Below are 12,472 nucleotides of genomic sequence, written 5' to 3'. Positions count from 1 at the left end.
CGGTCGCCTCCGCCCGGCGGTAGGTGCGCTCGGCGTTCTCCGCCCTGCTCCGGGCCACGCCGCGGATCCGCTCCGCGAGCGCGCCGCCGTCATGCCGCGGGCCTCCACGCCGGCCGGGGCCGTCCAGGACGTGGTGGTGGACGACTTGTCCGCCCAGTACGTCACCACCCACGACCCGGCCGCGTCCACCTGGGCCGACGGGCCGGTGTGGTCGGTGACGGTGCCGGCGTCGCTGCTCTTCGCCACCGCCGCGACCGGGTCGGTGGCGTTGGTGCCCTCGTAGGCGAGCAGCCGGATGTCGGCCTTGGTGTAGGCGCTGAACCCGATGCCGACCTGCGTGCCGGCGTCACCGGCCTGGGCGACGCGCTTCCAGACGACGGACGTCGCGGTGCCCGCCGCCTGCGTGCCGACCTGCGTCCAGCCGGCCGGCGGGGTCGCCAGCGTCGCCTCGCTGCTGTTGAACGTCAGCAACAGAAGCATGCCGTCGCCGGGCTGGACCGCCGGCGGGACCTGCGCCGTGGCGGTCTGGACGTTGCCGTTGCCGCCCGCCCCGCCGCGGTAGCCGATGTTCACCTGGTTCGACGCGACCGTCACGTCCTGGGACCGGGTGCCCTTGCCGCCGCGGTCGTCGGTCACCGTCAGCTTGACCGTGTAGGTGCCGGCCGCGGCGAACGCGTGCTGCGGCGCGACGCCCGTGCCGGTGTCGCCGTCGCCGAAGTCCCAGGCGTAGGAGGCGATCGAGCCGTCGGAGTCGGACGAGCCGGCGGCGTTGAAGGTGCAGGTGAGCCCGTCGCAGTCGCCGGTGAACGCGGCGGTCGGCGGCTGGTTCGGCGTCCCCGCGTACAGGAAGACCGTCCGGCCGCGCCAGTCGGCGGTGCTGACCTCGGTCGACGAGCCGGACGGCACTCCCGCCGCGGAGAACGCGACCCGGTAGAGCCGGCCGTTGCCGTTGTTGACGTAGTAGAGGTTCGCGCCGTTGACGAACATGCCGCCGACCGAGCTCCAGCTCATGCCGGGCAGGTTGCCCACCGCGGTGAACTCCTGCGCGCCGACGACGTTGCTCTCCGGGTTGAACGTCCGGTAGTAGAGCGAGGACTGCCCGCGCGTGTAGTAGATCCGGCCCTTGGCGAAGAACATGCCGGTGATGTTCGGCACCTGCGAGTGCCAGGTCGTCATGGCGGTGAGCTGGTCGGCGGTGTCGATGGTGGTCGGCGTGCCGAGCGCCGTGCCGTCGAAGGACCGGCGCCGGAACGCGCCGTCCGACGACCCGTAGAAGAGCTCCCCGTTGACCATGAAGGCGCCGCGCGCGGTGCGCCAGTCGACGCCCGCCGTGCCGTCGTCGACCGCGGCGCCGGCGGTGGTGCCGTCGAACGAGCGGTGCCTCAGGTAGTTGGCGGCCCCGAAGCCGATGCCGCCGCCGGAGTAGACGTTCCCGGGCAGTTCACCGGTGCTGTAGGCGGGGATGACCGCGCCCCCGGCCACGGGGAACAGCGCGAGCTTCTGGTGGAACTCGCCGCCGACGTTGTCGGTGTCGCTGCCGATCCACAGGCCCTCGTCGGTGGCCAGCATGTCGAAGACGCCGACGCCCTTGTCGCGGCCGGGGTTCCAGCTGAACGGCAGGCCGCTGACCGGGTCGAGCGCGACGATGCCCTCGCGCCCGACGGCGCCCTGGCCGGGGTTGTCGCCCGCGAACGGGTTGTTCGCCCACCGGAAGTGGCCGCCGGTGTAGACGGCCGTGTCGGTGATCTCCACGGCGTAGGTGGTGTCGCCCCCGGTGTAGTTCACCCAGGTCGGCTGCTGGCCGCCGCCGGAGGCGGCGCTCTCCCAGCGGGCCTGGGTGTCGCACAACTTCGCGGAGCCGCCGTACGCGCCGGTGGTCGTCACCACGAAGTACGCGCCGTCGGGAGAGAACTCGACGTCGCGCATGTACGTGTCGAACGACTGCGAGCACTGGTCGGCGTAGCGGGTGGTGTCCCAGTTCGCGAGCTGGGCGGACGGGCCGGTGAGGTCCACCATGACGATCTGGCGCCGGGTGCTGCCCGCGACCGAGCTGAAGTTGCCGATGCCGACGAGCTTGGAGCCGTCAGGGCTGACGTCCATCTTGTAGATCTGGGTGACGCCGTCGCCGGTCTGGGTGCCGGTGACGTCGAGGTTCAGGAAGTCGTCGCGGGCCCCGGTCTGCGGGTCGAGGGCGGCGAGGGCCGGCCGCGCGACGCCGCCGACGGTCGCGAAGGTGCCGCCGACGTACAGCCGGCCGCCCGCCAGCCGCAGGTCGCGGACCTTGGCGTCGAACTGCGGGTCGAACGAGGCGATGGGGGCGCCGGTCTGGGCGTTGATCCTGGCGAGCACGAAGTGCCGGACGCCGTTGATCTGGCCGAAGCTCCCGCCGACGTAGATCGACTGGCCGTCGGGGGCGGGCAGCAGCGCGCTGGCCTCGCCCTTGTCGAGGCTGGGCGCGAAGTCGGGGTCGATGGCGCCGGTGGCGGCGTCGAAGGCGAACAGCCGGTTGCGGACCAGCGTCGGCTTGTTGGCCCCGGGCTCCTTCACCTGGGTGAACGAGCCGCCGACGTAGATCTTGCCGCCGATCTTGATGATCGACTTGACCTCGCCGTCCAGGACGTTCGGCGTGTAGTTCGCCGGGTCCGCGTTGACGACCTTGCCGTGCGCGGGCTCGGATCCCCTCTGGTCCGCGCTCGCCGGGGCGCCCGCGGCGAGGCTCCCCGTCAGCGTCCCCAGCGCGAGCACCGCCCCCACGGCCAGAGGCCCCCACCTGCGTCTGCCCATCGACCCCTCCGTGCAAGATAGAAGTAAGCCGCCATGTTCCTCGTGAAGGCACATAGCGCCGCGCAATCGTAGCCAGCGGGCAGCCGGGACCGCCGTTTGATCACTAACTATTCGGTTTCGGCCACCGGCCCGCCCGGTGATCGGCCTGCGGCAGGACCCCCGGACGCGCCCCGGCGGGCACGCCCATCACGTCTCGCGAGGTACGCTGCGCACCTCGAAAGGACGCTTGCCGGGTCTCACCGGACGACCGGATCGCGTGGCCGAATTCGGCCATCATCCGCTGTCGCCCCTGGTAAGAGACAGGACGTCCTTCCATGGGCGACGTGCGTCCGGAACCGGACGGCGCGGTCCGCGCGCCCGCAGGCGCGTCCCACGGAAACGGAGCGGTGATTGGCCGGGATGCGAGGGATCGCGGGGAGCACACCTCTCGCGACGCCGCGGCTGCTGCCCTGGCGCCTGCGGCCGGGCTGGCCGCTCGCCGTCGCGCTCCTCGGCTTCCCCGTGTGGTGGATCCTCGGCCTGGCGAACATCGTGCTGCTGGTCATCAGCGTGCCCATGGCGATGACGCTGTGGCGGCGGCGCGGCACCCTGGTGGCGCCCGGCGGCTTCGGGACGTGGCTCTTCTTCCTGCTCTGGGTCGTGCTGGGCGTGCTGGTGCTGTGGGCCGACGCGCCCCTCGCCGAACCGGGCGGCGGGTTCAGCCGGCTCCTGGTGTATTGCTACCGGCTCGCCTGGTACCTGTCGTCCACCATCGTGCTGCTCTACATCGGCAACATGAGCGAGCGGGAGCTGCCGTCGGGCAAGATCGGCCGGCTCCTCGGCTACATGTTCATCGTGACGACCGTCGGCGGGCTGGTCGGGTCCTTCTTCCCCTCGATCCAGCTCACCTCGCCGGTGGAGATGGTGCTGCCGCACGGGCTGACCGCCAACTCCTTCGTCCGCGACATCGTCCACCCGAAGGTCGCCGACATCGAGTCGATCCTCGGGTTCGAGCAGTCCCGGCCGATGGCGCCGTTCGCGTACGCCAACACCTGGGGCTCCGCCTACGCCTTCTTCCTCCCGTACTTCCTGCTGACCTGGATCGTCCGCGCCGACATGCGGCGCCGCGCGTTCGGGCTGGCCGTCCTCGCCGCGTCGCTGTGGCCCGTCGTGTACTCCCTGAACCGGGGGCTGTGGGGGGCGCTCGGCGCGATCGGCCTGTTCGGCGTCGCGAAGCTGCTCCAGGTCGGCGGCCCCCGCGTGATCGCCTGGACGGCCGGGATGGCCGCGGCGGGCGCGATCGTCGTGGCGCTGTCGCCGCTGCCCGGCCTCGTCCAGGACCGCCTTGACAACCCGCACAGCAACAACCGCCGCACGCTGCTGGCCGAGGAGACCACCCGCAGCGCCCTGAGCGGCTCCCCGCTGGTCGGATTCGGGTCCACCCGCAACGTCCAGGGCGACCTCGGCCAGGTGTCCGGCGGCGACAAGATCGGCTGCAAGGCGTGCGGCTCGCCGCCGCTCGGCACCCAGGGCCATCTGTGGCTCCTGCTGTTCGCCAACGGCGTCGTCGGGACGATCGCGTTCTGCGCGTTCTTCGCCGTCCGGTTCCTGCGGCACTGGCGCGAGCGCGGCGCGTACTCGCTGGCGGGCTGCGCCGTCCTGATCGCCTGCGGCCTGTTCATGATCACTTACGACATGGTGGAGGTACCGCTGTACACGGTGATGATCGCTGTGGGGCTGATGTGGCGGGCGAGCAGGGACGCCCGCGCCGAGGCCCGGCCGCGCGCCCGTGCCCGCGTCGCCGCGCCGGCCGACACCGCCGAGGCGGCGCCCGCCGGCACCGCCGAGCAGGCGCCGCTGTGAGCGCCCCGGAGGAGACGCGGGCCGCCTGGATCGCGGCGGTGCGGGACCTGTGGCCGGACGCGCGGGTGGAGGCCGTCGGACGGGGACGCTCCGAGGGGGCGCGCCGGGAACTGGCGTTCCTGCCGGACGCGGAGCGGCCGCGGCTGCTCGTCCCGGCGGGGATGCCGCGCGCCACCGCGGCCGCGCTGCGCCGCTACAGCCACGACCTCGGCCCGAAGCAGCGCGCCTCCCGCGGCCTGACGGCGGCGGCGGTCCGCACCGGCCTGCCGGAGCGCACGCTGCGCGACCGGCTCAGCATCACCGGCGGCGGCCCCTCCATCGAGGACCGGCTGGCGGAGCTGCTCGGGCGGCCGGTGGTGGTCAGCGTGGGGCTCGGGAGCGCCCGCGCCAACCGCAAGCCGATCCTGCACGTGCTGACGCCGCGCGGCGAGCCCGCGGCCTTCGTCAAGATCGGCGACACCGGCACGGCCCGCGCCCTCCTGGAGGGCGAGGCCGCCGCCCTCACCTACCTGAACGCCCACCTGCCCGCGCCGGGGCCGGGCGGGCGCCTGCACGTCCCGCGGCTGCTGCACCACGGCACGTGGCACGGCCTCGACCTGCTCGTCCTCGAACCGCTCCCGACCAGCGCGCTCGGCTGGCGCCCGCGGGGGCGGGCCCCCGTCTCGGAGATGCGGGCGCTGTTCGAGGTCGGCGGCGTCGAGCGGGCGCCGCTGCGCGCCAGCGCCTACTGGGAGGAGATGGCCGCGAGCCCCGGCCTGGTCCTGGACGAGCGGCAGCGCGCCGTCTTCGGCGAGGTCGTCGAAGGCGTCGGCAAGGCGCACGGCGACCTGGTCCTGGACTTCGGCGCCTGGCACGGCGACTGGACGCCGTGGAACATGGCCTGGCACCGCGGCGTGCTGCGCCTGTGGGACTGGGAGCGGTTCTCGCGCGGCGTCCCGAACGGGTTCGACCTGCTGCACTACCGCCTCCAGGAGGCGATGCGCACCGCGTCCGGGCCGCCCTACGCCGCCTGGCCGGACGGCGCCGCCGCCCTCCTGGAGCCGCTCGGGCCGACGGGCCCCGCCGCGGAGGCGACCGTCCGGCTCTACCTCCTGGAGCTGTGCCGCCGCTACCTGCTGGCCGCCCAGGAGCCGATCGGCGGGCCGCTACGCGCCGACACCGAGCGGCTGCTGACGCTCCTGCACACCACTCCACCGGACACGCCCTCGGGAGGAACCCCGTGATCTCACGCCGTGACGCCCCTCCGTGGGTCAAGGAGGCGGGACGGGCCGCGACCCGCGCCGGAGGGCGGCTGACCTCGGGCGCCCGGATGCTGCCCGACTTCCTCATGGTCGGCACGCAGCGCGGCGGCACCACCTCGCTGTTCCGCGCCCTGGCCGCGCACCCGGCGACCGTCCAGCCCAACTTCCACAAGGGCGTGCACTACTTCGACGTCAACTACACGCGCGGCCTCGGCTGGTACCGGGGGCACTTCCCGGTCCGCGCGCTCGCCGAGCGCCGCGCCAGGGACGCCGCCCCCCAGGCGTTCGAGTCCGCCGGCTACTACATGCACCACCCGCTGGCGCCGGAGCGGATCGCCCGCGACCTGCCCGGGGTGAAGCTCGTCGTCCTGCTGCGCGACCCGGTGGTGCGGGCCTACTCCGCCCACAAGCACGAGCTGGCGCGGGGGTTCGAGACCGAGCCGTTCGAGCGGGCCCTGGACCTGGAGCCCGAGCGGCTCTCCGGCGAGATCGACAAGATCAAGGCCGACCCCGCCTACGTGAGCCACAGCCACCGGCACCACTCCTACCTCGACCGCGGCCGCTACGCCGAGCAGATCGAGCGGCTGTTCGCCCTCTTCGGACGGGACAGGGTGCACGTGGCGTTCGCGGAGGACTTCTTCACCGAACCCGAGCCCTGCTACGACTCCATCCTGGAGTTCCTGGGGCTGCCGGCCTGGCGGCCCGCGTCGTTCGAACGGCACAACGCGCGGCCGGGCTCCCCGCTGCCGGACCACCTGCAGCGCCGCCTGGCCGAGTACTACGCCCCCTGGGACGACAAGCTCGCCGCGCTCCTCGGCGCCGAGCCCGCCTGGCGGCGATGAGGCGGCGATGAGCAAACGCACCCTCGGCCCGGCCAGCGTGCAGGCGGAACCGCCGCTCGCGCCGGACTCGGTCCCGGTCACCCGGTACGCGGGCGTCGTCCGCCGCCACCTGGCCGCGCTGCTCATCGCGCTGCTGGCCGGGTGCGCGCTCGGGGTCGTGAAGATCGTGCTGACGCCGACGACCTACACCGCGCAGATCTACGTGCTGGCGCCGCCGGTGGCGCTGCACCCCTCCATCGACATCGGCTCGGCGATCGACACCAACACCCGCGCCCCCCGCGAGACGACGATGGACACCGAGGCCCAGCTCGTCTGGTCCCGCCCGGTGCTGTCCAAGCTGGCGGAGCGGCCGGGCTTCGACGCGTCCGACGCCGAACTGCGCGACCGCATCGGCCTGACGGTGCCGTCCAACACCCACGTGCTCACGATCTCGGTACGCGCCGGAACGCCGCGGACCGCCCAGGACGGCGCCCGGGTCGTCGCCGACTCCTACCTGGCGCTGCGGAACCGGATCCTCGGCCAGGTGCTGGAGCACAACCGCCAGGCGCTGGAGAACAACGCCGAGCTGCTGAAGAAGCAGCTCGCGGCGCTGCCCGGCGACGAGGACGAGCTGCGCCGGCTCACCACCCGCACGCGCCGCCAGGCGCTGGTGAAGCAGATCCGCGACGTGGAGAAGCAGGTGGCGGCCATCAAGAGCAAGCAGGAGCAGCCCGGCGAGGTGCTGCGCGGGGCCCCGCTCCCCCGGCGGGGCGACGATCCCGGACGCGACGTGGCCGTCGCGTCCGGGATCGGCATCGGCCTGCTCTGCTGGATCGCCTACGTGGTGGTCCGCGAGGTGCGGCCGCGCCGCATCCGGCGCCCCGCCGACCTGCGGCTGCACAGCCGGCTTCCGATCATGGTGGAGGGGGCGGCGCTCGGCGCCGGGCACCGCGAGGTCGCGCGACGGCTCCGCAACCTGGTCTTCGACGCCGACGCCGCCACCGTGCTCGTCACCGGGGTCCCGGGATCGGCCGGCACCGAGGTGGCCTACGAGCTGGCCGAGATGTGCACCGAGGGCGGATCGGCCACGACGGTCCTGCGCATCGTCGCCGACGGCGAGCCCTTCCACGAGCCGCCGGCCGCGGCCGGGACCGGCCACTCGTTCACCGTCCGGCTGGTGCGCAGCGACGACGACCGCCAGCTCACCCGGGCCGTCGACAAGGCGGGCCGCGTGTCCCGCATCGTCGTCATCACCACGCCCGACATCAACGGCGCGGACACGATCGCCGCGGCCGCCGCCAGTGACATCGCCCTGGTGGTCGTCGAACGGGGACGGGCCCTGGACCGCGAGGTCGCGAGCGGGGTACTGGCCCTCGACCAGGCGGCCAACCCCGCACGCGTGATCGTGCTGACCGCTCCCGTCCTGCGCGGGCCCGCGTCCGCGGCGCCGCGGCGCGCCGCCCGCCCGTCCCCGGTCGGGGCCGCCGCTCCTGGACGAGGTTGAGATGAACAGAACCGTCTTCTTGCAAGGCGCGGTTAAAGTCGAGATGAACACTCCGTCAAGAACGAGCCTGATCGATGAGGGGGATCGTCGTGGGAGCTGACCAGACGGCCGACGCCCAGGGGGGGCACCTGCTCGCCCTGGTCCGGCGCTATCTGGGGGCGCTGATCGGGCTCGCCGTGCTCGGCACCGCGGCCGGCGTCGCCCTGGAGATGGCCGTGCCGCCGCCGTTCAAGGCCACCGCGACGGTGCTGGTCAGCCCGCTGGAGGGCAACCCGTACTCCCCGGAGGGCCGCGGCGACGACCTGGTGAACCTGCAGACGGAGGCGCAGCTGGTCGCCACCGACAGCGTCGCCAAGATCGTCCAGAAGAAGCTCGGGCACGAGGCGGAGGGCGACATCGGGGTCTCGGTCCCGCCCAACACCCAGGTGCTCAACCTGACCTACACCGCGAACAGCTCCGGCAACGCCCGCGCGGGCGCGCAGGCCTTCGCCGACGCCTACCTGGAGTACCGCACGCAGCGCGCGCAGGCCGTGGTGAACAACCAGCTCGCGAAGCTGAAGGCGCAGTCGGCCAGGGTCGAGCACCTGCTGCAGCGGGCGAACAACGAGCTGGCCGCCTCCTCCGGCTCCCGGCGCTCCACCCTCCAGCAGCGCGTCACCGCCTACACCAACCAGCTCGGCGTCATCGACGAGCAGTCCAACGACATCGCCAGCACCCCCCTCGACCCCGGACAGGTGATCACCCCGGCGGACGCGCCGGCCGGGCCCGGCATCGTCCGGCCCGCGATGTACGGCGCGGGCGGCCTCGTGCTCGGGCTGGTCGCCGGGTTCGTGGTCATGCTGCTGCGGGAGCGGCTCAACCAGCGGCTGCGCAACGCCGAGTCGATCGAGGGGCTCGGCGTCCGGACGCTGTCCACCATCCCGGCGGGCGGCCCGCCCGGCGACACGCTGGCCCTGGTCAGCGCGCCCAAGAGCCCGGTCGGCGAGGCGTACCGGCGGCTGCGCGCCGCGGTCGTGGCGACCGCGCCGCAGACCCCGGTGGCGCTGCTGATCAGCAACGCCACCCCGGGTGGCAGCGCCCGCATGGCCAGCGCCAACCTCGCGGTCTCGCTCGCCTTCGCCGGCGCCAAGACCATCATGATCGACGCGACCACCGAGGACGCCGACGTCAGCACCCTGTTCGGCGCGCGGCCCGGCGGCAAGGGTCTGTCGGACACCCTGCTCAGCGGCACGGACCCGGCGACCCTGCTGATCCACACCGACTCGCAGCTGCGGCTGCTGCCGCGCGGCCCGCGCGCCCGCGAGGCCGCGCACCGGTTCAGCGGCCCGCGGATGCGCGAGACCGTCAAGGTGCTGCGCCGCCGCAGCGAGTACCTCATCGTGAACGCGGCGAGCCTGCACGACGCCGACGCGCAGGCCCTGTGCACCTTCGTGGACGCGGTCGTGCTCGTGATCAACCAGGGCGTCACGACCCGCGAGGAGCTGCGGCAGGCGTACGTGGAGGCCGAGCGCGCCGGCGTCACGGTGCTCGGCGCCCTGCTGGAGCCGCCGGAGCCGCGGGGAGGGCGCGCGGCGCGGCAGGCTCCGCCCGCCCGCCAGCCCCACCCGCCTCAGGGCACCGAGCCCCGCCAGCCGGAGGCGCGCGCCGGCCGGCGCCGCGCCCCGGAGGCCCCCCTCGCGTGGGCCGAGGACCCGTCGCGCGGCGGGCAGGACGAGCCCGACGAGGAGCCGGCCGACTCCGGATCCCTGGTCACGCAGGCGCTGCCGCAGGTCAAGCAGCCGCCCCGCACGGGCGAGGCGCGGCCGGCGCCGCCCGGGCGACACGGCGCGCCGCAGCCGCAGCCAGAGCCGCGGCGCCGTCCCCTTCCGCCCGCGCTCGAACCCCCGGCCGGGCCGGGCAAGCCCGTCGCCCCCAAGCCCGTGTCCCCCACGGAGGTCACCCAGGGCACGGGGCCGGCGCGTCCGCGCCCGGCGGCGCCCGCCGGCGCCGAGCCCGCCGAGCCGGCCGACGCGGCCGCCGACGACGGGCTGGAGTCGGCCGCGACGCGGACCCAGGAGGACATCTCCAAGTTCATGCCGCCGGATCTGCCGGAGGACGGCGCGGACGGCAAGCCCCCGGCGGGGCCGAAGGACGCCGCGCCGGACGTCTCGCCCCGCTACGGCAAGAAGCCGCACAAGGCCGGCCGGCATGCCGGCCCCTGATTCCGCAGGAGCCGCGGCGGACGAGCCGAAACCGTCCGGTCCGGGCGGGCCGAACCTGAACAGGCTGGCGAGGGGCGGCGCGCTGAACCTCGTCGGCGCCGCCGTCGCCGGCGTCCAGGGCCTCGCGCTCGTCTTCCTGGTCGCGCACCTGTACTCGCAGCGGATCGCGGGCACCTTCTTCGCGGCGACGTCGCTGTTCATCATCCTGCAGGCCGTGTCGGGGCTCGGCACCGACGCGGGCCTGCTGCGCTGGCTGCCCCGCCACCTGGCGCTCGGCGACCGCGGCGCGGCGCGGCGGACGGTGCCGGTGGCGCTCGTCCCGGTCGCGGCGACGGCGCTGGCCGCGGGTCTCGTGCTGGCCCTCACCGCGCCGTGGACGGCGGGCCACATCGGCGCCGACGACCCCGGCCAGGCCGTGGGCATGGTGCGGGTGCTGGCGCTGTTCCTGCCCCTCGCGGGGGCGCACGACGCGCTGCTCGCGGCGACCCGCGGGCACGGCTCGATGCGGCCGACCGTCCTCGTCGACAAGATCATGCGGCAGACGCTCCAGGTCGCCGGGGTCGTCGTGGCGGCGCTGCTGACCGACGACGCGGTGTGGCTCGCCCTGGCGTGGGCGGCGCCGTACCTGCCGTGCCTGGTCGTCGCCCTCCTCTGGTACCTGAAGATCAGCCGCCGGGGCCGCGTCGAGGCGCCGGTGGCCGCGGAGGCCGGGACGCCATCCGGCTGGCGGCCCCTGGCCGGCGACTTCTGGCGCTTCACGGCGCCGCGCGCGTTCGCGCAGATCTGCCAGACGGCGTTCCAGCGCGCCGACATCGTGCTCGTCGCGGCGCTCAGCTCGCCGCGCGAGGCGGCGATCTACACCGCCGCCACCCGGTTCATCGTGATCAGCCAGCTCGTCACCCAGGCCGTGCAGAACGTCATGCAGCCCGCGGTGAGCCGGCTGATGGCGCTCGCCGACCGCGCGGGCGCGCAGCGGGTGTTCGCGGTGTGCGCGTCCTGGAACCTCGCGCTCGCCTGGCCGGTGCACCTGTCGATCGCGGTCGGCGCCCCGGTGTACGTGCGCTCCTTCGGCGAGGGCTACCGCGGGACCGGCGAGGTCGTCACGGTCATCCTGGCGATGGCGATGCTGGTGGCGACCGCGACGGGCGCCCGCGACGTGATGCTGCTGATGGCGGGCCGCAGCGGGCTCAGCCTGGTCAACCAGAGCGCCGCGCTCGGTGTGAACCTGGTGCTGAACGTGCTGCTGATCCCGCCGTTCGGGATCGCCGGGGCGGCGGTCGCGCGGGCGTGCGGGCTGCTCGTGCGGACGCTGCTGGCCCTGGTCCAGGTCCGGCGGATCCTCGACATGACCCCGGCGAGCGCCGGGCTGTTCTGGGCGGGCGGCTCCGCGCTGGTCAGCTTCGCGGCGGTGCCGCTGGCCGTCCGGCTGGCCGCCGGCTCCAGCGAGGCCGCCCTCGCCGGCGGGCTGATCCCGGGCGCGATGCTGTACCTCGCCCTGCTCTGGGCCGGCCGCGAGCGGCTGTCCCTCACCGCCTTCGCCTCCCTGCTGCCGGGGAGGCGCGGCCGTGCCGCACCCGCGGGCGCCGCCGCCGCGCCCGCCACCGAAACGACATCTGCCAGGAGCATGCATGCCCACGGGAATTGACCAAGTGCGCCGCAAGTCCCGCGCGGTGCTTCGCAAGAGCGGGCTCGCCCCGAGCGGCCCGGTGTACGGCCGGCTGGTCGACGCCGGGCGCTCGCTGCCGATCCCGGCCGCGGCGCGCGTCGCGGTGTCCACCGCCGTGCTGCGGCGCCCGTGGAAGGTCCCGGTCCGGTTCGACCAGCTCCTCGTCGGCGCGCAGGGCGGCTGGACGGCCCGCGAGTTCGCCGACCGCACCGGCGACCTGCTGTGGCCGTCGACCCCGTTCCTGGACGGCCCGCACGTCGGGCTGCTGCGGCTCGCCGACGAGCGGCCGGAGCTCACCGACGCCGAGATCCTGTCCAGCGCCTACTGCCGCCGTCATCGCAGCAGCGTGATCAGGTGTCAGTGATCACCGATCCTAGGGTGCGAGGAAGGGCCTGTCGGGCGCCGGATCCAGC

8 protein-coding genes are annotated in these 12,472 nt (G+C 74.3%); 7 read left to right on the top strand and 1 reads right to left on the bottom strand.

The window, feature by feature from the left end; translation table 11 throughout:
* Positions 1-2,784, bottom strand: a 2,784-nt coding sequence (locus AB0C69_RS25885) for a PKD domain-containing protein (protein ID WP_360357749.1), incomplete at its 3' end; no start/stop codon positions are given.
* A 399-nt stretch (positions 2,785-3,183) separates the two neighbouring features.
* Between AB0C69_RS25885 and AB0C69_RS25880 the strand changes: the two genes are divergently transcribed.
* The 7 genes from AB0C69_RS25880 to AB0C69_RS25850 all read left to right on the top strand — a co-directional run bounded on the left by AB0C69_RS25880 (position 3,184) and on the right by AB0C69_RS25850 (position 12,423).
* Complete coding sequence (locus AB0C69_RS25880) at positions 3,184-4,626, top strand: hypothetical protein (protein WP_360357751.1); 1,443 nt, start codon at positions 3,184-3,186, stop codon at positions 4,624-4,626.
* Positions 4,623-5,849 carry a hypothetical protein gene (locus tag AB0C69_RS25875; protein ID WP_360357747.1) on the top strand — a complete coding sequence of 409 codons (1,227 nt, stop codon included), beginning with the start codon at positions 4,623-4,625 and terminating at the stop codon, positions 5,847-5,849. Before AB0C69_RS25880 ends, AB0C69_RS25875 begins: the two co-directional genes overlap by 4 nt.
* A complete protein-coding gene (locus AB0C69_RS25870) occupies positions 5,846-6,709 on the top strand; it encodes a sulfotransferase domain-containing protein (protein ID WP_345173577.1) in 864 nt (287 codons plus the stop codon). Before AB0C69_RS25875 ends, AB0C69_RS25870 begins: the two co-directional genes overlap by 4 nt.
* A gap of 7 nt (positions 6,710-6,716) precedes the next feature.
* On the top strand, positions 6,717-8,192 hold the full coding sequence (locus AB0C69_RS25865; RefSeq protein ID WP_360357745.1) for a hypothetical protein: 1,476 nt from the start codon (positions 6,717-6,719) through the stop codon (positions 8,190-8,192).
* A gap of 89 nt (positions 8,193-8,281) precedes the next feature.
* Positions 8,282-10,393, top strand: a complete 2,112-nt coding sequence (locus AB0C69_RS25860; protein WP_360357743.1) for a hypothetical protein — start codon at positions 8,282-8,284, stop codon at positions 10,391-10,393.
* Entirely contained in the window at positions 10,380-12,038 is a 1,659-nt protein-coding gene (locus AB0C69_RS25855; protein WP_360357742.1) for a polysaccharide biosynthesis C-terminal domain-containing protein, read from the top strand. The genes AB0C69_RS25860 and AB0C69_RS25855 overlap by 14 nt, the downstream gene beginning before the upstream one ends.
* The gene (locus AB0C69_RS25850) at positions 12,022-12,423 is read left to right on the top strand and encodes a hypothetical protein (RefSeq protein ID WP_360357741.1); all 402 of its coding nucleotides are present in this window, start codon (positions 12,022-12,024) and stop codon (positions 12,421-12,423) included. The genes AB0C69_RS25855 and AB0C69_RS25850 overlap by 17 nt, the downstream gene beginning before the upstream one ends.
* The last annotated feature ends 49 nt before the right edge of the window (positions 12,424-12,472 follow it).

The organism is Actinomadura sp. NPDC048032 (genome assembly GCF_040653175.1).
Classification (GTDB): domain Bacteria; phylum Actinomycetota; class Actinomycetes; order Streptosporangiales; family Streptosporangiaceae; genus Spirillospora; species Spirillospora verrucosospora.
This window is presented reverse-complemented; position numbering and strand designations above follow the sequence as displayed.